Source organism: Miltoncostaea oceani, from assembly GCF_018141545.1.
GTDB classification, from domain to species: Bacteria; Actinomycetota; Thermoleophilia; order Miltoncostaeales; family Miltoncostaeaceae; genus Miltoncostaea; species Miltoncostaea oceani.
In genome coordinates this window covers 1586040-1606159 of sequence record NZ_CP064356.1, presented here as the reverse complement: position 1 = coordinate 1606159, position 20120 = coordinate 1586040, and the positions used below count along the sequence as shown (strand labels likewise).

General features: G+C 75.4%; 23 protein-coding genes. 11 read left to right on the top strand and 12 right to left on the bottom strand.

Annotated elements, in window-relative coordinates:
* The first annotated feature begins 96 nt into the window (after positions 1 to 96).
* The gene (locus IU369_RS08185; protein WP_217924083.1) at positions 97 to 393 is read left to right on the top strand and encodes a SemiSWEET family sugar transporter; all 297 of its coding nucleotides are present in this window, start codon (positions 97 to 99) and stop codon (positions 391 to 393) included.
* On the opposite strand, the gene IU369_RS08180 is transcribed toward IU369_RS08185, so the two are convergent.
* The 5 genes from IU369_RS08180 to ilvN all read right to left on the bottom strand — a co-directional run bounded on the left by IU369_RS08180 (position 390) and on the right by ilvN (position 5846).
* Positions 390 to 1499 (bottom strand): aminotransferase class I/II-fold pyridoxal phosphate-dependent enzyme, encoded by a 1110-nt coding sequence (locus tag IU369_RS08180; protein WP_217924082.1) that lies wholly within the window; start codon positions 1497 to 1499, stop codon positions 390 to 392. The genes IU369_RS08185 and IU369_RS08180 overlap by 4 nt on opposite strands.
* Before the next feature lie 16 nt (positions 1500 to 1515).
* The gene (gene serA, locus IU369_RS08175; RefSeq protein WP_217924081.1) at positions 1516 to 3123 is read right to left on the bottom strand and encodes a phosphoglycerate dehydrogenase; all 1608 of its coding nucleotides are present in this window, start codon (positions 3121 to 3123) and stop codon (positions 1516 to 1518) included.
* Positions 3124 to 3125: 2 nt separating this feature from the next.
* Positions 3126 to 4247: a pyridoxal-phosphate-dependent aminotransferase family protein gene (locus IU369_RS08170; RefSeq protein WP_217924080.1), complete on the bottom strand. Its 1122-nt coding sequence runs from the start codon at positions 4245 to 4247 to the stop codon at positions 3126 to 3128.
* 68 nt (positions 4248 to 4315) lie between these two features.
* Positions 4316 to 5311, bottom strand: coding sequence for a ketol-acid reductoisomerase (gene ilvC, locus IU369_RS08165; protein WP_281426235.1), 996 nt, complete (start codon positions 5309 to 5311; stop codon positions 4316 to 4318).
* A 49-nt stretch (positions 5312 to 5360) separates the two neighbouring features.
* Positions 5361 to 5846 carry an acetolactate synthase small subunit gene (ilvN, locus tag IU369_RS08160; RefSeq protein WP_246551388.1) on the bottom strand — a complete coding sequence of 162 codons (486 nt, stop codon included), beginning with the start codon at positions 5844 to 5846 and terminating at the stop codon, positions 5361 to 5363.
* A gap of 58 nt (positions 5847 to 5904) precedes the next feature.
* Here ilvN and IU369_RS08155 point away from each other — a divergent pair, with 58 nt between their 5' ends.
* The 4 genes from IU369_RS08155 to IU369_RS08140 are packed head-to-tail and all read left to right on the top strand — an operon-like array spanning position 5905 to position 8738.
* The gene (locus IU369_RS08155) at positions 5905 to 6597 is read left to right on the top strand and encodes a response regulator transcription factor (protein ID WP_217924077.1); all 693 of its coding nucleotides are present in this window, start codon (positions 5905 to 5907) and stop codon (positions 6595 to 6597) included.
* Positions 6597 to 7961 (top strand): HAMP domain-containing sensor histidine kinase, encoded by a 1365-nt coding sequence (locus tag IU369_RS08150; RefSeq protein ID WP_217924076.1) that lies wholly within the window; start codon positions 6597 to 6599, stop codon positions 7959 to 7961. The genes IU369_RS08155 and IU369_RS08150 overlap by 1 nt, the downstream gene beginning before the upstream one ends.
* On the top strand, positions 7958 to 8428 hold the full coding sequence (locus tag IU369_RS08145; RefSeq protein ID WP_217924075.1) for a DUF3237 family protein: 471 nt from the start codon (positions 7958 to 7960) through the stop codon (positions 8426 to 8428). The genes IU369_RS08150 and IU369_RS08145 overlap by 4 nt, the downstream gene beginning before the upstream one ends.
* A 25-nt stretch (positions 8429 to 8453) precedes the next feature.
* Complete coding sequence (locus IU369_RS08140; RefSeq protein WP_217924074.1) at positions 8454 to 8738, top strand: YciI family protein; 285 nt, start codon at positions 8454 to 8456, stop codon at positions 8736 to 8738.
* 7 nt (positions 8739 to 8745) lie between these two features.
* Here the strand turns inward: IU369_RS08140 and gatB are convergent, their stop codons facing one another.
* From gatB to IU369_RS08115, 5 genes are all read right to left on the bottom strand, one after another.
* Positions 8746 to 10203 carry an Asp-tRNA(Asn)/Glu-tRNA(Gln) amidotransferase subunit GatB gene (gatB, locus tag IU369_RS08135; RefSeq protein WP_217924073.1) on the bottom strand — a complete coding sequence of 486 codons (1458 nt, stop codon included), beginning with the start codon at positions 10201 to 10203 and terminating at the stop codon, positions 8746 to 8748.
* The gene (gatA, locus tag IU369_RS08130) at positions 10200 to 11642 is read right to left on the bottom strand and encodes an Asp-tRNA(Asn)/Glu-tRNA(Gln) amidotransferase subunit GatA (protein ID WP_217924072.1); all 1443 of its coding nucleotides are present in this window, start codon (positions 11640 to 11642) and stop codon (positions 10200 to 10202) included. Before gatA ends, gatB begins: the two co-directional genes overlap by 4 nt.
* Positions 11639 to 11923: an Asp-tRNA(Asn)/Glu-tRNA(Gln) amidotransferase subunit GatC gene (gene gatC / locus IU369_RS08125; protein ID WP_217924071.1), complete on the bottom strand. Its 285-nt coding sequence runs from the start codon at positions 11921 to 11923 to the stop codon at positions 11639 to 11641. Before gatC ends, gatA begins: the two co-directional genes overlap by 4 nt.
* Positions 11924 to 11947: 24 nt before the next feature.
* Entirely contained in the window at positions 11948 to 13357 is a 1410-nt protein-coding gene (locus IU369_RS08120; RefSeq protein WP_217924070.1) for a copper resistance CopC/CopD family protein, read from the bottom strand.
* A 235-nt stretch (positions 13358 to 13592) separates the two neighbouring features.
* Positions 13593 to 14135 carry a hypothetical protein gene (locus tag IU369_RS08115; protein WP_217924069.1) on the bottom strand — a complete coding sequence of 181 codons (543 nt, stop codon included), beginning with the start codon at positions 14133 to 14135 and terminating at the stop codon, positions 13593 to 13595.
* Between the two features lie 53 nt (positions 14136 to 14188).
* Between IU369_RS08115 and IU369_RS08110 the strand changes: the two genes are divergently transcribed.
* Entirely contained in the window at positions 14189 to 15196 is a 1008-nt protein-coding gene (locus IU369_RS08110; protein ID WP_217924068.1) for a COX15/CtaA family protein, read from the top strand.
* Here the strand turns inward: IU369_RS08110 and IU369_RS08105 are convergent.
* Positions 15085 to 15441: a TraR/DksA family transcriptional regulator gene (locus IU369_RS08105; protein ID WP_217924067.1), complete on the bottom strand. Its 357-nt coding sequence runs from the start codon at positions 15439 to 15441 to the stop codon at positions 15085 to 15087. The two genes, IU369_RS08110 and IU369_RS08105, sit on opposite strands and share 112 nt — an antisense overlap.
* Positions 15442 to 15535: 94 nt before the next feature.
* Between IU369_RS08105 and IU369_RS08100 the strand changes: the two genes are divergently transcribed.
* From IU369_RS08100 to IU369_RS08085, 4 genes are read left to right on the top strand one after another with little or no spacing between them, the layout of a single operon-like run.
* Positions 15536 to 16528: an ATP-binding cassette domain-containing protein gene (locus tag IU369_RS08100; protein WP_217924066.1), complete on the top strand. Its 993-nt coding sequence runs from the start codon at positions 15536 to 15538 to the stop codon at positions 16526 to 16528.
* Positions 16525 to 17307: an ABC transporter permease gene (locus IU369_RS08095; RefSeq protein ID WP_217924065.1), complete on the top strand. Its 783-nt coding sequence runs from the start codon at positions 16525 to 16527 to the stop codon at positions 17305 to 17307. The genes IU369_RS08100 and IU369_RS08095 overlap by 4 nt, the downstream gene beginning before the upstream one ends.
* A complete protein-coding gene (locus IU369_RS08090; protein WP_217924064.1) occupies positions 17304 to 18071 on the top strand; it encodes an ABC transporter permease in 768 nt (255 codons plus the stop codon). The genes IU369_RS08095 and IU369_RS08090 overlap by 4 nt, the downstream gene beginning before the upstream one ends.
* Positions 18072 to 18073: 2 nt before the next feature.
* Entirely contained in the window at positions 18074 to 18724 is a 651-nt protein-coding gene (locus IU369_RS08085; protein WP_217924063.1) for an O-methyltransferase, read from the top strand.
* 7 nt (positions 18725 to 18731) lie between these two features.
* Here IU369_RS08085 and IU369_RS08080 read toward each other — a convergent pair whose 3' ends face one another.
* Positions 18732 to 18917, bottom strand: coding sequence for a hypothetical protein (locus IU369_RS08080; RefSeq protein ID WP_217924062.1), 186 nt, complete (start codon positions 18915 to 18917; stop codon positions 18732 to 18734).
* Between the two features lie 72 nt (positions 18918 to 18989).
* Between IU369_RS08080 and IU369_RS08075 the strand changes: the two genes are divergently transcribed.
* Positions 18990 to 20114 carry a hypothetical protein gene (locus IU369_RS08075; protein WP_217924061.1) on the top strand — a complete coding sequence of 375 codons (1125 nt, stop codon included), beginning with the start codon at positions 18990 to 18992 and terminating at the stop codon, positions 20112 to 20114.
* The last annotated feature ends 6 nt before the right edge of the window (positions 20115 to 20120 follow it).

The following is a 20120-nucleotide window of genomic DNA, read 5'->3' as shown; positions in this document are numbered from 1 at the left end:
GACCGCGAGCGCGGCGACGTCCCGCATCCGGCCTGACCGCCCCCCCCCGGGGCGGCCCGCCCACGGACGTGACGAGGTCGGACGAGGAGGTACGGGATGAACGCGTTGGCGGCGACGGTGAGCGTGTACGGGGTGATCATGGCGCTGGCCCCGGGGCTGCAGGTGCGCCGGATGCGGCAGGAGCGATCCGCCCGCGGGGTGTCGATCGGCTACGCCGTGGTGCTCTGGATCGGGTTCTGCATCTGGCTCGCCTACGGGCTGGCCGAGGGTGACACGCCCCTGATCCTGGCGAACATGGTCAACGTGCTGGTGACCGGCGTGATGATCGGGTTCGCGGTGCGGGTGCGGCGGGCCGAGCAGGCGCGCCTCGCCGTGGTGGGCGCGGGCGCCTAGCCGAGGGCCCGGCCGAGCGCGTCCAGCCCCGCGGGCAGGTCGCGCCGGCCGAGGCCGATCCGCACCCGGTCGGGGTGGTCGCCGAAGACCGCCCCCGGCAGGAGCAGGACGCCGTGGTCGCGCGCGAGCGCCCCGGCCCACTCCTCGACGGGGCCGTCGACGGCGACGCGCGGGAACCCGACGGTGCCGGCGCGCGGCGGCTCCCAGGTGATCCGGTCGGCGTGCGCCGCGGCGAACGCCGCCACCGCCCCGAGGTTGGCGAGCACGATCCCCCGGGCGCGCTCCAGCACCCGCTCCCGGGCCCGCAGGGCGCAGATCGCGAGCACCTCCGACGGCGCCGACGCGCAGATCGTCGTGTAGTCCTTCAGCCGGGCGACGCGGGCGAGCAGGTCGCGGTCGCGGGTCGCGATCCAGCCGATGCGCAGCCCCGCCAGCCCGAAGGCCTTCGACATCACGCCGACGCTGACGGCCCGCTCGTGGAGGTCGGCGGCGGCCGGCAGGCGGTCGTCCGGGTCGTGCTCCAGCAGGCGGTAGACCTCGTCCGAGACGAGGTGCCCGCCGCCCGCGACCCCGGCCGCGACGATGCGGCGGAACTCCTCCGCGCCCGGCAGGGCCCCGGTCGGGTTGTGGGGGAAGTTCACGACGGCCATCCGCGCGCCGTCGGCGGCGGCGGCCCACTCCCCCGGGTCGAGCGCCCACCCGCGGGACGGGTCGAGGGCGACGGTGCGGACCTCCGCCCCCGCGCCGCGCGCGACCTCGTGCAGGGACTGGTACGCCGGGACGACGCAGGCCGCGGCGTCGCCGGGCCCGGCGAGCGCGGTCGCCAGCAGCAGGATCGCCTCCTCCGCCCCCGCGCAGACGAGCACGTCGTCGGGCCCGATCGTCGTGTGGAGCTCGGCGATCTCGGCGCGCAGCAGCGGGTGCCCGGCCGACTCGGTGTACCCGAGCGCCAGGTCGTCCCAGAGCTCGCGGGTGTCGGGGTCGGTCAGCGCCAGCAGCTCGTCGAGGCGCATCCCCTCGACGTCGGAGGCGCTCAGGTTCCAGCGGGCCGTGAACTCCCACCGTGCGAACCACCGCTCCAGGGCGAACTCCGGGAGGACGTCCACCCGGCCGCCCCCTCCCCTACTCGACGTCGAGCGCGGCGAACCAGACCTGGGCGAAGCCGTCCACGTTCGCGATCTCGCGCACCGTCTCCTCGGGGACCGGGGAGTCCACGGTCACGGCCATCACGGCGCCGCCCTCGGCGCGCGAGCGCGACACCGCCATCGAGGCGATGTTGACGTTCGCCAGGCCGAGGATCGTGCCGACGCGGCCGATCTGGCCGGGGATGTCGAGGTAGCGGAACAGGCCGATGTGGGGGGCCAGCTCGATGTCGATGTCCTGGCCGAAGGCCGAGACGAGACGGGGACGCGACGTGGTGCCCACCGTCGTGCCGCTCAGGCTGACGTCGCCGGCGCGCAACGACAGGCGGTTCGTGTAGTCGCGGGCCCGGGGGATCGTGATCTCGGACCACTCGATGCCGCGCTCCGCGGCGAGCGAGGCGGCGTTCACGACGTTGACGGCCTCGTCGATGCGCCCGTGCAGCACGCCGGCCAGGACGGCCGAGGTGAGGATGCGCGTGTCGAGGGTCGCGAGGTCGCCCTCGTACGAGATCTCGAGTGGCGCCACGCCGCCGGCGAGCACCGTGACGAGCTGGCCGAGCTGGCGGGCGAGCGGCAGGAACGGGCCGAGCACCGCGAGGGCCTCGGGGCCGAGGGCGGGGATGTTGACGGCCGACGTCACGACGCCGCCGGTGAGGGCGGCGGCGACCTGCTCGGCCACGACCACGCCGGCGCGGTCCTGGGCCTCCTCCGTCGACGCCCCGAGGTGCGGGGTGACGACCACGCCCGGCAGCCCGAACAGGGGGCTCTCCGTGGTCGGCTCCGTCGGGAAGACGTCGATGCCGGCGCCGCCGAGGTGACCCGACTCGAGGGCCGCGACGAGCGCGTCGGTGTCGACCACGTCGCCGCGGGCCGCGTTGATCAGCCGGGCGCCCTTCTTCATCGCCGCGAACGCCTCGGTGCTGACGAAGTTCCGCGTCTCCGGCGTCGACGCCAGGTGGAGCGTGATGAAGTCGCTCACCGCGTAGAGGTCGGCGGGCGTCTCGGCCTTGTCGACGCCGAGCTCGCGGTACCGGCCCTCGGCGACGAGGGGGTCGTAGGCGATGACGTTCATGCCGAGGCCCTTGGCGCGCTCGGCGACCATCTGGCCGATGCGGCCGAACCCGACGACGCCGAGCGTCTTGCCGGTGACCTCGATGCCGCCGAACTTCGAGCGCTCCCAACGGCCCTGCACCAGGCTCGAGTGGGCCTGCGGGATGTTGCGCGCCTGGGAGAGCATCAGCGCGATGGCGTGCTCCGCCGCCGACAGGGCGTTCGAGCCCGCGGCGTTGCAGACGACGATGCCGCGGCGGGTGGCCGCGGGGACGTCGACGTTGTCGACGCCGGTGCCGGCGCGGCCCACGACCTTCAGCCGGTCGGCGCGGGCGATGAGGTCCGCGGTGACCTTCGTGGCGCTGCGGACGACGATCGCGTCGTAGTCGGCGATCCGGTCGGCGAGCTCCTCCTTCGACCAGTCCAGGCCGAGGTCGACGCTGAACAGCCCCGACAGGTGCGCGACGCCGGCGTCGGCGATCTTCTCGCAGACGAGGACGCGCAGGTCGGCGCGGGCGAGGGTGTCGGTGGTGCCCACGCTCAGCCCGGGAGACCGGCGGCGGCCAGGGTCCGCTGCACGGCGGTCACGCCGGCGCCGAGCTCCAGCGGGTGCCCGAGCCCGTCGAGGACGATCTCGAGCGCGCCGACCGTGGTCACGATGTCGCGGTAGTCGTAGTAGCCGCAGTGACCGATCCGGCAGATCTTCTCCGCCAGCCGCCCCTGGCCGCCGGCGATGGTGATGCCGAAGCGCTCGCGCATCGCCTTCGGGATCGCCTTGCCGGGGACGCCCTCGGGGACCCGGAACGCGGTGACGACGTTCGCCTCGGGGTTCTCCGGGCCGAGGAGCTCCAGGCCGAGGGCCTTCACGCCGGCGCGGCACATGCGGCCGAGCACGCGGTGGCGCGCGAAGACGTTCTCGAGGCCCTCGGCGTCGATCAGCTCGAGGGCGGCCTGCAGCTGCGCCACGACCGTGACGGGCGGGGTGAACGGGCTGCGCGAGCCGCCTGTGCGGGTGCGCTCCCAGTCGAGGTAGAAGCCGCCCGGGCCGAGGCCGGCGGAGCGCTCGATCGCGCGGGCGTTGGCCGCGACGAAGGCGAGGCCCGGCGGGGTCATGAGCCCCTTCTGGGAGCCGGAGACGACGACGTCGATGCCCCAGCGGTCCATCGGCAGGTCGGCGACCCCGAGGCCGGAGACGGCGTCCGCGACGAGGATCCGGTCACCCGCGGCGGCGCGCAGGGCGGGCAGGTCGGAGACGACGCCGGTGGAGGTCTCGCTCTGGGTGACGAAGACGACCTCGATGCCGGGCTCGGCCTCGAGGGCGGCGGCGACGGCCGCCGGGTCGATCGGCTGCCCCCACTCCCCCGCGACGTGGAGGACGTCGACGCCCTCGTCGGCGCAGATCTTCGCCCACCGCTCGCCGAAGTTGCCGCAGGAGGCGATCAGGACGCGCTCGCCGGGGGCCGCGAGGTTGGCGACGGCGGACGACATCGCGCCCGTGCCGGAGGAGCCGAAGATCAGCACCTCGCCCTCGGTCTGGAACACGCCCTTCAGGCGGGTCACCACGTCCTCCCAGATCGCGACGAAGTCCGCCGAGCGGGAGTAGAGGATCGGACGTGCGCCGGCGGCGACCACCTCGGGGGGCAGCGCCGTCGGGCCGGGCACCATCAGGGTCGTCTTCAGCGCCCCGACGGTCGCCGGGGCGGCCGTGGGCGTGGATGTCGGCGAGGTCGTCAGTTCGAGAACTCCGTGTCGATCCAGCTCATCATCCCCCGCAGGCGCTTGCCGACCTCCTCGACCTGGTGCTCGGCGTCGCGCCGCTCGAGGGCGTTGAACGTGGGGCGGCCCACCAGGTTCTCGGTGAGGAACTCCTTCGCGAACTGCCCGCTCTGGATCTCCCCGAGGATCTTCCGCATCTCGGCGCGGGTGTCGTCCGTGATGATGCGCCGCCCGCGCGTCAGGTCGCCGTACTCGGCGGTGTTGGAGATCGAGTACCGCATGCCCGAGATGCCCTTCTCGTACATGAGGTCCACGATCAGCTTGAGCTCGTGGAGGCACTCGAAGTAGGCGAGGTCGGGGTTGTAGCCCGCCTCGACCAGCGTGTCGAAGCCGGCGCGGACGAGCTCGCTGAGGCCGCCGCACAGGACGACCTGCTCGCCGAACAGGTCCGTCTCGGTCTCCTCCGCGAACGTCGTCTCGATGACGCCCGCGCGGGTGCAGCCGATGCCCTTGGCGTAGGCGAGGGCGACGGCCATCGCCTGCCCGCTCGCATCCTGGGCGACCGCGATCAGGCCCGGCGTGCCGGCGCCCTCCGCGTAGGTGCGGCGCACGAGGTGGCCGGGGCCCTTCGGGGCGCACATGATCACGTCGATGCCCGGCGTGAGCGGCACCTGGCCGAAGTGGACGGAGAAGCCGTGGGCGAAGAGGAGGGCGTTGCCGTCCACGAGGCCGGGGGCGATCTCGTCGCGGTAGATCTGCGCCTGGAACTCGTCGGGCGCGAGGATCATGACGAGGTCGCCCTTCGCCGCGGCCTCGGCGGGCGACAGCACCTCGAGGCCCTCCTCCTGCGCGGACGCCACCGACGAGGACGACGACCGCAGGCCCACCACGACGGAGACGCCCGAGTCGCGGAGGTTCAGCGCGTGGGCGTGGCCCTGGCTGCCGTAGCCGATGACGGCCACGGTCTTGCCGGCCAGCAGGTCGAGGTCGGCGTCGTCGTCGTAGAACATCGGCACGGTGGGGCTCCGGGTGCGGTGGTGGAAGGGGGCCCGGTGAGGGCTAGGTGGCCGACGCGCCGCGCCCGAGGGCGACGACGCCGGTCTTCACGAGCTCGATCAGGCCGAACGGGCGCAGGAGCTGCTCGAAGTTCACGAGCTCGTCGGACTCCCCCGTCACCTGGATGGTGAGCGACTCGGGGGTCACGTCGATGATCCGCGCCTCGAAGATCTCGACGAGCTGGATCACCTCGCTGCGGGTCCGCGCGTCGGCCGCGACCTTCATCAGCGCCAGTTCCCGGGAGACCATGTTCTCCGGGTCCATGTCGCGGATCTTGATCACGTTCACCAGCTTGTCGAGCTGCTTCGTGATCTGCTCCACGGGGAAGCGGCTGGCATCGACCGTGATGGTCATGCGGGACGTGTGTGGTTCCTCGGTGGGACTGACGGCCAGGGAGTCGATGTTGTAGCCGCGACGGGTGAAGAGACCGGCGACGCGGGACAGGACTCCTGGCTTGTTCTCCACCAGGACCGAGAGGGTGTGCTTCACGGCCGGGCAGCATACCCGACGCGCCCGGCCCGGCCCGGGTGCGTCTACCCTTGCGGGCATGGACGGACGGCTCCTGGTGGTGGAGGACGACCCCCAGGTGCGGGCGATGCTGACCCGCGCCCTCGCCTACGAGGGGTTCGAGGTCGACGCCGCCGGCGACGCCGGGTCGGCGATGGCCGCGATCCGCGCGGCGCCGCCCGACCTGATCCTCCTCGATTTGCTCCTGCCCGACGACGACGGCGTCGAGGTGTGCCGCCGGCTCCGTGCGAGCGGGGCGCGCCTGCCGATCCTGATGGTCACCGCCCGCGACACGGTGTCGGACCGGGTGGAGGGCCTCGAGTCGGGGGCCGACGACTACCTGGTCAAGCCGTTCTCGACCGCCGAGCTGGTGGCGCGGGTGCGGGCGCTGCTGCGCCGTGCCCGCACGGTCGACGGCCCCCGCCAGGCCCGCGCCTACGCCGACCTGCACCTCGACGCGTCGACCCACGAGGTCCGCCGCGGCCACCGGCACGTGGAGCTGACCCGCCGCGAGTTCGACCTGCTGGCCCTGCTGCTCGACAACCCCGAGACGGTCATGCCCCGCGAGCGCCTGCTGACGGAGGCGTGGGGCTACACCTCCGCGGTCGAGACGAACTCCCTCGACGTCTACGTGGGGTACCTGCGCCGCAAGCTGGAGGAGGACGGCGAGTCGCGCCTGATCCACACGGTGCGCGGCGTCGGCTTCGTGCTGCGGCGGGCGCCGGAGGCCTGATGCGCCTCCAGACGCGCATCGCGTTGGCGGCGGGCGCGGCGGTGCTCGCGGCGATCGCGCTCTTCTCCGTCGGCGCCTACCAGCTGATCTCGGAGCGGGCGTACGACCGGCTGGACGGGTCGCTGGAGGAGACCGCCGACCGCGTCGCCGCGGAGATCACGCTGCCCGACCTCGGCGACCGCGACTTCACCGCCCCGCCGACGCCGGGGGCGCCGGCCGAGCCCACCGCCGGGCCGGAGGACGACGGCACCCGCATCGAGGTCGACCCCGCCGGGGGCGCGACACCGGGGGGCCCGCGGACCGTGACCCTCGACGGCGACCCCTACCGGCTCCTCGTGCGCGCCCTCCCCGACACGGGGGACGGGGCGGCGCGGACCGTGGCGGTCGCGCGGCCGCTGACCGACGTGGAGGAGACGCTCGACGAGGTCGCCGTCGGCCTCGCGGTCGCCGCGGCCCTCGCCGCGCTCCTGGCGACGGGGCTCACCCTGCTGATCGCGCGGGGCGCCCTGCGCCCCCTCATCGCGGCGCGCCGGGCCGCGGAGACGGTGGCCGACAGCCAGGACCCGTCGCTGCGGGTGCCGGAGGGCCGCGCCGACGAGGTCGGCGGACTGGCCCGCGCGATGAACCGGATGCTCGGCCGGCTCGAGGACGCGCAGGGGCGGCTGCGGGCGACGCTGTCGGAGCAGCGCCGGTTCGCCGCCGACGCGTCCCACGAGATGCGGACGCCGCTCACCGCCCTGCGCGGGGAGATCGAGACGATGCAGGCCCACGACCCGGACCCCGCGGGGAGGGCCGCGGCCCTGGAGGACATGGCCCGGTCGGTGGACCGGATGGACCGGCTGGTCGCGGGGCTGCTCGGCCTGGCGCGCGTCGACGGCGGCGACGCCCAGCCGGAGCGCGTCGACCTCGCCGAGATGATCGGGGAGATCGCCACCGCCGGCGAGTGCGGCCGCCTCGACCCCGCCGAGGTCGTCGGCGACCGCGCCGCCCTCCGCGGGATGCTCGTCAACCTCATCGACAACGGGCGCCGGCACGGGGGCGCCGTGACCGTCCGGCTCGGCGTCGAGGGCTCCGAGGCCGTCGTCCACGTCGACGACGACGGCCCCGGCGTCGCGGACGACGACCGCGACCGCGTGTTCGACCGCTTCTACCGCGCCCCCGGCCGGCGCGGGACCCCGGGCGCGGGCCTCGGCCTGCCCATCGCCCGCGCGACGGCCGAGCGCTGGGGCGGGACGGTGCGGCTGCTGCCCGGGGAGGGGGGCGCACGGTTCGAGGTGCGCCTCCCCCTGGCCGGGGCGACCGGCGCGCCCGCCCCGGGGCCGCCCGCGCCGGTACGATCGCCGGCGACGAGGAGGCCCGCATGAGACTCGAACCGCTGTACCGCACCGTGTTCCACTATCCCGACGGCGGCAGGGGCACCCTGCTCGAGGGCGAGGCCGGCAGCGAGGGGCACTACTTCTTCGTCGCCGACGGCACCGTGGAGGGCCGGGTGACCGGCCGCCTGACCGGTGCGAACCACCCGCGCTCCCGGGTCGACAAGACGGCGCTGCCCGACATCCAGGGCGCCATCGAGACCGACGACGGGGCCGTGATCGTCTTCGACGTCCGCGGCTTCGCCCGGCCGTACCCGCCGGAGAACCGCCAGATCGTCGTCGCGATCACCCACGTCACCGGCGACGAGCGGTACTCCTGGCTCAACGACGTCGTCTGCGTCGGCACCGGCGAGTTCCGTCCCCGCGCGGGCGGGCCGGTCGAGGCCCGGAAGGTCGTCGGCGCCGCCGTCGACTTCGTCATCGACGTCGCCGAGCTCGTCTGGGAGCCGATCCCCTGACCGTCCCCGAGGCCGGGAGGCCCACGTGTTCGTCCTGATGGCCCGCTACACCGTCCCCGCCGAGCAGGTCGACACGCTCCTCGAGGAGCACAAGGCCTGGATCGGCGCGAACAAGGACCGGATCCTGCTGACCGCGCGGGAGGAGCCGCTCATCGGCGGGCTCATCCTCGCCCGGGGGGAGAGCATCGACGCGATGTGGGAGATGGTCCGCCAGGACCCCTTCCACGTGGCCGGCTACTCCGAGTACGAGATCCGCGAGTACAACCCGGTGCGGGCGGCGGAGGGCGTCGAGGGGCTGCTCGGCACCTGACCCGGGGTCAGCTGCCCGTCCGCTCCCGCACGAGCTCGCCGACCCGGGCGGGGTCGGCGCGGCCGCCGGTGGCCTTCATGGCCTGGCCGACGAAGAACCCGACGAGCTTGTCCTTGCCCTCGCGCAGCTGCTGCGCCTGGGCCGGGTTGTCGGCGATCAGCCTCTCCACGAGGGCGACCAGCTCGCCCTCGTCGGAGATCTGACCGAGGCCCTTCTCCTCCACGACCGCGCGCGGGGCGGACCCGGTGGCGGCCACCTCGGCGAGGACCTCCTTCGCGAGCGGCACCGACAGCGTCCGGTCGCCGATGAGGGAGATCAGCTCCGCGAGGTGCGCCGGGGTGACGGCGCTCTCCCACGGCTCCTGGCCGCGCTCGCGCAGCTGCGCCCGCAGCTCGCCGCGCACCCAGTTCGCCGCCGACTGCGGGTCCGCCGCCGCCGCGACCTCCTCGAAGTAGGCCGCCAGCTCCGCCGGCTCGGAGAGCACCTCCGCGTCGTCGTAGCTCAGGCCGAGCTCGTCCATCCACCGGCGCCGGCGGTCGACGGGCACCTCCGGGAGCCCGGCGCGGAGCTCCTCGACCCAGGCGCGGTCCGGCACGACGTCCACGAGGTCCGGCTCCGGGAAGTACCGGTAGTCGTGGGCCTCCTCCTTGCTGCGGAGGGAGTGGATGTCGCCCGACTCGGGATCGAAGTGCAGGGTCTCCTGCTCGATCTCCCCGCCGTCCTCGAGGATCGCCACCTGCCGCGCGATCTCGGCGTCGATGCCGCGCTCCAGGAAGCGGAAGCTGTTCATGTTCTTCAGCTCGGTCTTCGTCCCGAGGCCCGTGGTCCCGGCGCGCCGCACGCTGACGTTCGCGTCGGCCCGCATCGAGCCCTCCTCCATGTTGCAGTCGCTCACCCCGAGCGCCCGGAGCGTCGCCCGCAGCTGGCGCAGGAAGGCGCCCGCCTGGGCCGCGGTGCGCAGGTCCGGCTCCGTCACGATCTCGAGGAGCGGGGTCCCGCCGCGGTTGAAGTCGACGCTCGACCCCTGCGCCCCGGCGCGGCGGCCGTCGGCGCCGGCGTGCACCAGCTTCGCGGCGTCCTCCTCCAGGTGGGCGCGGGTGATCCCGACGGGGAAGCCCCCGTCCGGCGTCAGCACCTCCACCCTCCCGCCGATGCAGATCGGCTCGTCGTACTGGGAGATCTGGTACGCCTTCGAGAGGTCCGGATAGAAGTAGTTCTTGCGGTGGAACTCGGACCGCGGGGCGATGTCGCACCCGAGCGCGAGGCCCGTGATGATCGCGAGGCGGACGGCCTCCCGGTTCAGCACCGGCAGGGCCCCCGGGTGGGCGAGGCAGACCGGGCAGGTGTGGGTGTTCGGGCGGTCGCCGAAGCTGAGGGCGCACCCGCAGAACATCTTCGTCCGCGTCGCGAGCTGGACGTGGATCTCGATGCCGATCACCGGCTCCCAGCCGGTGGGCGTGCTCACCGGACCCCCGGCGGGGACGGGTCGAAGCCGATCGCGCCCTCCAAGGCGTGGGCCGCGTCGAACAGGGCGTTCTCGCTGAACGCCGGGCCCGCGATCTGCAGGCCGACCGGCAGGCCGTCGGCGAGGCCGCACGGGATCGAGATCGCCGGGATGCCCGCCAGGCTCACCGGGATCGTGCAGACGTCGGAGAGGTACATCGCCAGCGGGTCGGAGACGCGCTCGCCGATCGGGAACGCCACCGACGGCGACGTCGGGGAGATCAGGAAGTCCACGCGCGAGAACGCCTTCTGGAAGTCGTCGCGGATCAGGGTGCGCACCTTCTGCGCCCGCAGGTAGTAGGCGTCGTAGTACCCCGACGCCAGCGCGTACGTGCCGAGCATGATGCGCCGCTTCACCTCGGGGCCGAAGCCCCGCCCACGGGTCTGCTCGTAGTGCTCGAGGATGTCGTTCGCGCCGTCGAGGCGCGGCCCGTACCGGATGCCGTCGAAGCGGGCGAGGTTCGCCGAGCACTCCGCGGGGGCGATCAGGTAGTAGGTGGCGACCCCGTGCTCGCTCGTCGGCAGGCTGACCTGCTCGACCGTGCCGCCGAGGTCCGTGACGAGGCCGATCGCGGCGTCCACCGCAGCGCGCACGCCCGGCTCGACGCCCTCCCCCATCAGCTCCTCCACCACGCCGAACCGCACGCCCGTGAGGTCGCGCGCCGTCGGCACCGCGATCGGCTCGGGCCAGTCGAGGGAGGTCGAGTCCATCGGGTCGCGCCCCACGATGTGGGAGAGCAGCAGCGCGGCGTCGGACACCGTGCGGGCGAACGGCCCGACCTGGTCGAGGGACGAGGCGAAGGCGATCAGCCCGTAACGCGACACCGCGCCGTACGTCGGCTTCATGCCGACGATGCCGCAGAGCGCGGCGGGCTGGCGGATGGAGCCGCCGGTGTCGCTGCCCAGCGACCACGGCGCCTGGTAGGCCGCGACCGACGCCGCCGAGCCGCCGCTCGAGCCGCCCGGGACTCGCCCCTCGTCCCACGGGTTGCGGGTCAGCTGGTACGCCGAGTTCTCGGTGCTCGACCCCATGGCGAACTCATCCATGTTGGTCTTGCCGATCACGATCGCGCCGGCCCGCTCCAGGCGGTCCACGCACGTCGCGGTGTAGAGCGGGCGGAAGCCCTCGAGGATCCGCGACCCCGCCGTGGTGGTGAGGTCGCGCGTCGACAGGGCGTCCTTGACGGCGATGGGGACGCCGCCGAGCGGCGGGCGCTCCGGCATCGCGTCGATCTCCCGCGCCCGGGCCATCGCCCGCTCCGCGTCGACGGCGAGGAAGCTGCCCCACCGGTCGGCCTGCGCCCGCTCGAGGTGGGCCTCGACCATCTCCGTGGCGGGGACCTCGCCCGCGTGGAGCGCGCGCACGGCCTCGTGCGCCGTCAGCTCGTGCGGGGCGCTCACGAGTCGAACTTCACGACCGCGAAGCGGTCCTCCACGACCTCGGGCGCCTCCCGCAGCGCCTCCTCGACCGGCAGGCTCGGGCGCGGCACGTCGTCGCGCATCACGTTCTCCAGCGAGATCACGTGCGTCGTCGGCGCCACGTGGTCCAGGTCGAGCGCCTGGATCGCGTCGACGTGCGCGAGGATTCCGGAGAGCTCGACGCCCATCCGGGTCTCCTCGTCGGGGTCGAGGTGCAGTCGCGCCAGGCGGGCGACGTGACGGACGGTGGCGTCGTCGATCATCGTCCCAACCCTAGCGACCCAGCCTCACCCCGGTGGGGCGAGGCTGATCAGCACCGCGACCGCCACCAGCAGGACCCCGGCGGCGACGAGCTCGGCGCGCACGCTGACGCGCAGCGCGGCGGCGCCCCCGCGGTCGTCCGGGTCGAGGCCGAGGGCGGCGCGCTCGAGGCGCGGGTGCACGACCATCCGGTTGTACGCCCCGCCGACGAGCAGCACGGCGAAGAGGCCGAGCTTCACGAGCAGCGCGCGGCCGTAGCCCGTGTCGAGCAGGTCGTCCGGCGACACCTCCGCCAGCGCGCGGTAGACCCCCGTCACCACCAGCACCGCGACGGCGGTCAGGGCGAGGGCGGAGAAGCGGACCACGACGGCCGCGGCGAGGCGGGTGCGGTCGTCGGCCCCGAGGGCGGCGACCGCGGGCGAGACCAGCACGGCGAGCCCCAGCAGGCCCCCGATCCACGCGGCGGTCGCGACGTTGTGCAGCAGGTCGATGCCGATGTTGAGGGTGCGGTCACCGCCCGTGGAGGCGTGCCCCGAGGCGCTGATCGCGTACAGCGCGGCGACCGGCCCGAACGCCAGGCCGACGGCCGCGAGCGGCGCGTCGGGCAGGCCGCCCGGCCCCGTCGCGCGGCGGGCGACGAGCACCGCCACCGCCGTGACGACGAGCCCCGCGAGCTGCAGGCGCCACGCGTCGCCGAGGGACGTCCCGCCGAGCAGGTCGCCGAGGCCGCCCGGCCCCTCCCGCAGGGCCCAGAGGGCGGCGACCGGCACGAGCACCAGCGCGAGGGCCCACGCCGCGGTCAGCGCGTACCAGGCGCGCCACCAGCCGTGCGTGGCCCCGAGGACCGCCTCCGCGGCGCGCGCGCGCACCGAGGCCCGCACCGACGGCGACTCCCCCGGGGGGCCGATGCCGCCCGCGACCACCGCCGGCCCGACGACCCCCGCCGCGAGGGCGATCAACCCGAGGAGCCCGAGGGGCGCGACGAGCATCAGCAGGCGCGCGAGCACCCCGAACGGCACGAGGTCGGAGCGCACCGGCGAGGCGACCGCGCCGGTGTCCGGTGCGGGCGCGCCGATGCCGATGCCGTAGACGCCCCCGGTGGCGTGCCCGTCCCGCGACAGGACCCGCCACGTCACGACCAGGCCGTCCGTCCCCGCGGGCACCGCGACCGGGGCGAGGATCGCCCGGGGGTCGAACGGGTCGCGGCGGGACCCGCCCGAGACCTCGTCCCCCGCCGGGGTCGTGACCCGCAGGGTCAGGAACTCGTCCTCGACCGGTGCGGACAGCACCAGGCGCACCTCGTCCGGCGCGGTCGCGACGGTCGCCCCGGCGGGGGGCTCGGACACGCGCGCGGTGGCGTGCGCCAGGGCCGCCGTGGGGGTCAGGAGGGCGGCGGCCGCGATGAGGAGGCCGACGAGCCACGACGGTGCGCGCACGGCGGCGACGGTACCACCACCCGGCCGTCGCGGCCGCGGGCCGGGACCTACTTCAGGAGGACGTGCAACGCCACGATCGCGAAGGAGGTGAGGACGAAGCTGCTCGCGGCGAGGCGGAACTGGCGGACGACCATCGGGGGCTCCGGTACGTGGCGGTGGTGACATACGTCACGTCGGCACGCACGGGCCCGCGCCTTACCCCCCGGGCAGGGGGTTCGGGGGCGTCGGCGCCCCTCTAACGGAGGGGTCTGCCGCCGGCGAGGTTGTAGAGCGCGGCCCGCGACACGCCGACCGACGAGATCACCGCCGTGCGGCCCCCCTCGGTCCAGGTGACGGCCACCCGCCCGTCGGCCTCGAAGCTGCGCAGGAGGATCCCGCGCCGCCCCGTCCGGCGCGCCCCCGACGGGGCGTCCACCGGGTCGCCCGACACGGTGGTGTGGGCGATCCGCCGGCCGGCGCGCTCCCAGAACACCGTCACGGCGCGGCGCCCCTCGAGGTCGTCGGTGCGCGCCCCGACGGGCGTCCACCCGTCGCGGGCCGCGAAGCCGGCGAACCCGGTGTCGCCGAGCTCCGGCAGGGGGGTGTCGCCGCGGGTGCCGGCGTCGTGCACCCCGACGACCTCCGTCACGATCCGCCCCGGGTCGTCGGCGCGCCCGAGGCCGAACGCCACCGCCACCGCCACCGCCACCGCGATGAGCACGAGGCCGGCGATCGTGCCCGCGCGCCGGTGCCCGGGGGCGGGCGGCGGCGGCACGATGGGGTCGTCGGGCTCGGCCATCCGGGGATCTTGACACCCCCGGCCCGGCGGCCCGCGGGGCTACGATGGTCCCGATGCGCGACCTGCTGCGACGCCTGCGGACCCCCTCCGCCTTCGCCCGCCTCGCCCTCGTCACCATGGCCCTGCTCTGGGTGGTCGTGCCGAGCGGGGCGATCGTGCGCCTGACGGCGTCGGGGCTGGGCTGCCCCGACTGGCCGCTCTGCGACGGCGGCGTCGTGCCGGCCGCCGCCGGTCACGCGGCCATCGAGTACACCAACCGCCTGCTCTCGGGCGTCGTCGGCCTCGTCGCCATCGGGACGTGGCTCGTCGCCCGGCGGCTGCCCGGCGCCCCGGCCGCGCTGCACCGGTGGGCGCTCGGCGCCGCCGCCGCCTGCGTGGTGCAGATGCCCCTCGGGGCGGTGACCGTGCTCTCGGGCCTGCACCCCCTCGCCGTCGGCTCCCACTTCCTCGTGTCGATCGCGGCCCTCGGCTGCGGCACGCTCCTCGCCCTCGGCGCCCGCGACCACCGCGACGGCGTCACCCGGGAGTGGAGCCCCCGGCGGGGGGTGCTGGCCGTGCTCACGACCCTCAGCGCGGCGGTGGTGGTCGTGACGGGGGTGATCGTGACCGCCGCCGGGCCGCACAGCGGCGACGACGACGTCACCAAGCGCTTCGGCGACCTGCTGCTCGCCCTGCAGGTGCACGTCCGGGCGGCGATCGTCTTCACCGTCCTGGCGGCGGTGCTGATCGCCTGGGTCGCCCGCGAGGGCGGGGTCGACCGGCTCACCGCCCGCCTCGCCGCGCTCGCCCTCCCCCTCGTCGCCCTGCAGATCGCCGTCGGCGAGTACCAGTACCGCAACGGCCTGCCGTGGCAGGTGGTCGTCGTGCACGTGAGCATCGCCGCCCTCGTGTGGGCGGTGATCGTCGCGGCCTGCCGGGGCGTCGCGCGGCCGGTGCGCGCGACCGGGGACTACGCCCTGCGGGACGCGACCCGCTGGCAGGGGACGCAGCGCACCGAGTCGGGCAGCGCCCTCAGCCGCCCCTCGGGGATCTCGGCGCCGCAGTCCACGCAGATCCCGTAGGTCCCCGCGTCGATCGCGTCGAGCGCCGCGCGCAGGCGCGCCTCGCGCTCGCGCCAGCGCAGCTGGGCCCGGAGCTCCCGCTCGCGCAGCTCCGCGTCGGTCGCGGCCTCCGCCGGGTGGTGGTGGCCGTCGCCGCGCTCCTCATCGGTCGCGAGGTCCCGCTGCTGCAGGGCCGACTCGACCTCCTCGCGCAGTCGCGCGAGGCGTTCGGCCTGACCGTCGTATCGGGGGATCCCCTCGGGCATCACGGGATGGTAGCGACACCGCCGGGCGTGTCCCAGGCACCCCGCGCGGGCGGGCGCTAGCCTCCTCCGGGGCGTCGCGACGGGAGGTCTTCCGATGGCCGAGGGGCACGCGGTCGAGGCGGAGGGCCTCGAGCGGGAGTTCAAAGGCGGCATCCGCGCGGTCGACGGCGTCGACCTCGCCGTCGGGCGCGGCGAGGTCTACGGCTTCCTCGGCCCGAACGGCGCCGGCAAGAGCACCACGGTGCGGATGCTCGCGACCCTGCTGCGCCCCACCGGCGGCCGCGCGCGCGTCGCGGGGCACGACCTCGTCGGGGACCCCGGCGCGGTGCGCCGCAGCATCGGCGTCGCGCTGCAGGACGCCGCGATCGACCCGTACATGACGGGCCGCGAGCTGCTGCACCTGCAGGCGGTGCTGCACGGGTTCGACCGGCGCCACGGCCGCGACCGTGCGGTCGAGCTGCTGGAGCGGGTCGACCTGGTCGGCGCCGCGGACCGCCGCGTCGGCACCTACTCGGGCGGCATGCGGCGCCGCCTCGACCTGGCGCTCGCCCTCGTCCACGAGCCCGAGGTGCTGTTCCTCGACGAGCCCACGACGGGGCTCGACCCGATCTCCCGCCTGACCCTGTGGGACGAGGTCCGCCGCCTGAACCGCGAGTCGGGGACGACGGTGTTCCTCACCACCCAGTACCTGGAGGAGGCCGACCAGCTCGCGGGGCGGGTCGGGATCATCGACGGCGGCCGGATCGTCGCGGAGGGGACACCCGAGGCGCTGAAGGCCGAGGTCGGCGACCCGACGCTCGAGATCGCCCTCGCGGACCCCGCCGACCACGACCGCGCGGCCTCCGCCCTCTCCCCCTTCGGCGCGCCCGTCCCGGCCCGCCCCGGCGTCGTCGCGGTGCGCCTGCCGGGCGGCGCCGGCGCGCTGCCCGCCGTGGTCCGCGCCCTCGACGCGGCGGGGGTCGTGCCCGCCGGGCTCGACGTGGCGCGGCCGACCCTCGACGACGTGTTCGCGGCGAAGACCGGGCGGCGCCTCGAGGGGGACGAGGCCGCCGACCCGGGCGGCCCGCCCGTCGCGGCCGCGCCGTGAGGCTCGCCCTCACACAGACGGCGGCCCTGGCGCGGCGGTCGGTCATCGGGACCCTGCGGACGCCCCAGGCCCTCGTGCCCGGCCTGTTCTTCCCCCTGGTGCTGCTCGCGATCTTCACGGGGTCGTTCGGCGCGGCGCCCGGCACGATCCCCGGGTTCCCGCCGGTCCGGGGGTTCCTCGACTTCGCGCTCGCCGGGGCCGTGCTGCAGGGGATCCTGATCGGCGGCACGACCGCCGGCGCCGCGTTCGCCCTCGACATCGAGGGCGGGTTCTTCGACCGGCTCGTCGCGTCGCCCGTGTCGCGCACCGCGATCCTCGTGGGGCGCCTCGCCGGCGGCGTCGCCGTCGCGATGATCCAGACCGTGCTGTTCGTCTCCCTCGGCGTCGCGTTCGGCGCGCGCGTGCAGGGGGGCGTCGCCGGCGTGGCGGTGCTGCTGGTCCTCGCCGCGCTGCTCGCCGTCGCGATCAGCGGCCTCGGGATCGTGCTGGCGCTGCGCAGCGGGTCGGCGGAGTCGGTGCAGGGGACCTTCCCCCTCTTCTTCGCGCTCCTGTTCTTCTCGTCGGCGTTCTTCCCCCGCGAGACCATGACCGGCTGGTTCAAGGTCGTCGCCGACGCGAACCCGATCTCCTACCTGGTCGAGGCGATGCGGGAGCAGGTGATCGACGGCGTCGACGCGCGGGTCACGCTGATGGGCCTGGGCGTCGTGGTCGTGATGGCGGCGGCGTCGCTCGCCGGGTGCCACTCCGCGTTCCGGCGGCGCCTCGGGGGCGACACGTGAGGCACGCCGCCACCGTCAGCGCGGGCCTCGCCTGGCGCAGCCTCATCCTGGTGCGGCGGATGCCGTCGGTGTTCCTGCCGTCGCTGATCATGCCGCTGTTCATCCTGGTGGCGACCGCCGGCGCCTTCCGCGGCATCTCGCTGCTGCCGGTGTTCGACGGCGCCTCCTACCTGGCGTTCACGATCCCCCTCGCCACGGTGATGGGCGCCGGCTTCGCCGGCATCAACGCCGGGATGACGATGGCGCGCGACATCGAGGGCGGGTTCGTCGACCGCCTCGTCGCGAGCCCCGCCCCCCGCATCACCCTCATCACCGGCCCCCTCGCGGCCGCGATCGCGCGGAGCCTCTTCACGACCACCGTCGTGCTCACCGCCGGGCTGATCGGCGGCGTCGGGCTGCCGGGGGTCGGCGGGACGCTGACGGTCTACGGGCTCGCGATGGGCTTCTCGGCGGCGACGGCGTGCTGGGCGATGGGGGTCGCGTTCCGCACCCGCACCATCCAGGCCGCCCCCCTGATGCAGGTGGTGGTGTTCCTGTCGGTGTTCACCTCGGTGGCGTACGCGCCGCGCGAGGTGCTGACCGGCTGGCTCGGCCACGTCGCCGACTACAACCCGGTGACGTACCTGATCGAGGCGTCCCGCGCCGCCGAGCTCGGGACGCTGGGGTGGGACGAGCTGTGGCCCGGGATGCTGGCGGTGGCGGGCCTGGTGACCGTGCTCGGCGCGTGGGCCCTGTCGGGCCTGGCGACTCTCGGACGGAGGTGACGGTGGCGAGCGACCGGCTGGTGATCGACGAGGCCCTCGGGGACCACCTCGACGGCCTGGCGCGGGTGCCCGACGAGATCGCGGCGCTCCACCACGAGATGGACGGCGACCCCGACGAGGTCATGATGACCCACCCCGACCTCGGGGCCCTGCTGGAGGTGCTGACGCGCGCCACCGGCGGGCGGCGGGTGCTGGAGGTCGGCACCTTCGTCGGCACCTCGGCGGCGTGGATGGCGCGCGGCCTCGCCCCCGGTGGGCACATCGACACGCTCGAGGCCGACCCGGCCCGGGCGGACCGCGCCGAGGACTTCCTGCGCAGGGCGGGCGTCGGCGACCGCGTGACGGTGCACCGCGGACCGGCGGGCGACACCCTCCCCGGACTCGCCGACAGGGCCTACGACCTCTGCTACATCGACGCCGACAAGGGCGGCTACGTGGCGTACCTGGAGCACGCCGTGCGGCTCGTCCGCCCCGGCGGCATGGTGGTGGCCGACAACGTCCTCTCCTCCGGCCGGGTGGCACTGCCGCCCGACGACCACGACCCCACCACGGCGGCGCTGGTGGCGTTCACGCGGGTCGCCCTCGGGCACCCGCGGCTCGTGACGAGCCTGCTGACCGTCGGTGACGGCATCACCCTCAGCGTCGTGCGGTGACGGCCCCTCAGGTGTGGCGGCGCTGGTACGAGCGCAGGGCGAACCACCCGGCGACGTAGACGAGGAAGATGAGGCCGGCGACCTCGAGCGAGCCGAGGGCCAGCGCCGTCATCTGCACCACGAAGAGCAGCAGGGCGAGCACCACCAGGGCCCAGCCGATCCGGCGCCGCCGCGCGTCGTGGTCCACCGCCATGCCCGGGAGGGTAGCGGCGGCGCGACCACCGTCGCGGGGTGACGGCGCGCACCTGCCCTACACTCCCGGCCGATGCGCGCTCGCACCGTCCTCGCGGCCCTGGCGGGATCCGCCGCCCTCGTGGGAGCCGCCGCCGTCCCCGCGGGCGCGCAGACCGCGGGCGTCGTCGCGCACATGACCTGCCTCGCCCCGGGCGACGCCGCCGGCATCGACGCCATGCTGGAGCGGGCCGCGAGCCCCCTCGCCGGCGAGGGCGCGACGTTCGTCGCGGCGGCGTCCGCGGAGGGCCTCGACCCGCGCGCGCTGGTCGCCATCGCCGCGCACGAGACGATGCTCGAGACCTACGTGCCGTCGCAGGCGATCCGCAACGCCTTCGGGCTGGGCCCCGGCATCGCGTTCGCCTCGGAGGAGGCCGCGATCCGGCGGGCCGCCTCCACCCTCGGCGCCTACTACCTCGCCGAGGGCCGGACGACCCTGGACGCCATCGGCGCGAAGTGGGCCCCGCTCGGCGCCGCGAACGACCCGGGCGGCCTCAACGCCCACTGGACCACCGGCGTCGGCACCTACTACGCCGCCCTCGGCGGCGACCCGGCGCGCCCCGTGCTGACGGCGAGCCAGGACGCCGTGCCCGCATGCGCCGGTGGGCCGGCCCTCGCGCCCCCCGCGGGCGCCGCCGCCCCCGCCGGCCCGCCGGTCGTGACGGCATGGGGCGGTGCGCCGCCGCGCGCCGCCGGCCCCGGTCCCGCCGAGGGCGGCGACCCGGCGACGGGCGCCCCCGCCGTCATCGACGGCTTCGTCTTCCCCCTGGCCCTCGCCCCGGGCGCCCCCGCCGCCTACCGCGACGGGTTCGCCGACGCCGGCCCCGACACGTGCGACGGCGGGCGCCACCAGTGCGCCGTCGTCATCACCAGCGCGCCCGGCGACGCCGTTGTCGCGATGGCCGCCGGCGTCCTGCGCGGCGCCGACCCCGCCGAGCGCGAGGCCGGGATCGCCTTCTGGATCGAGACGGCCGGCGGGGACCGCCTCGGCTACGGGCCGCTCGCGGCCTACGAGCCGGGCGTCGCGGAGGGCGCGGCCGTCGCGCCGGGGGCCCACCTCGGCACGGGGGCGGGCGCGGTGCGGGTCGCCTGGGAGCGCGGCGGCGAGCGCATCGACCCGTTCGGCCTGCTCGAGGCGACGCGGCCGCCCGCGGCCTGACCGCCC

Bases quoted from the DNA above. Each gene is read 5' to 3' on its own strand.
- IU369_RS08105 (WP_217924067.1), bottom strand. From the start codon at position 15,441: ATGCCCGAGGGGATCCCCCGATACGACGGTCAGGCCGAACGCCTCGCG.
- IU369_RS08115 (WP_217924069.1), bottom strand. From the start codon at position 14,135: ATGGCCGAGCCCGACGACCCCATCGTGCCGCCGCCGCCCGCCCCCGGG.
- ilvC (WP_281426235.1), bottom strand. From the start codon at position 5,311: ATGTTCTACGACGACGACGCCGACCTCGACCTGCTGGCCGGCAAGACC.
- IU369_RS08075 (WP_217924061.1), top strand. From the start codon at position 18,990: ATGCGCGCTCGCACCGTCCTCGCGGCCCTGGCGGGATCCGCCGCCCTC.
- IU369_RS08100 (WP_217924066.1), top strand. From the start codon at position 15,536: ATGGCCGAGGGGCACGCGGTCGAGGCGGAGGGCCTCGAGCGGGAGTTC.
- IU369_RS08155 (WP_217924077.1), top strand. From the start codon at position 5,905: ATGGACGGACGGCTCCTGGTGGTGGAGGACGACCCCCAGGTGCGGGCG.
- gatC (WP_217924071.1), bottom strand. From the start codon at position 11,923: ATGATCGACGACGCCACCGTCCGTCACGTCGCCCGCCTGGCGCGACTG.
- IU369_RS08185 (WP_217924083.1), top strand. From the start codon at position 97: ATGAACGCGTTGGCGGCGACGGTGAGCGTGTACGGGGTGATCATGGCG.
- IU369_RS08110 (WP_217924068.1), top strand. From the start codon at position 14,189: ATGCGCGACCTGCTGCGACGCCTGCGGACCCCCTCCGCCTTCGCCCGC.
- IU369_RS08145 (WP_217924075.1), top strand. From the start codon at position 7,958: ATGAGACTCGAACCGCTGTACCGCACCGTGTTCCACTATCCCGACGGC.
- IU369_RS08150 (WP_217924076.1), top strand. From the start codon at position 6,597: ATGCGCCTCCAGACGCGCATCGCGTTGGCGGCGGGCGCGGCGGTGCTC.
- IU369_RS08080 (WP_217924062.1), bottom strand. From the start codon at position 18,917: ATGGCGGTGGACCACGACGCGCGGCGGCGCCGGATCGGCTGGGCCCTG.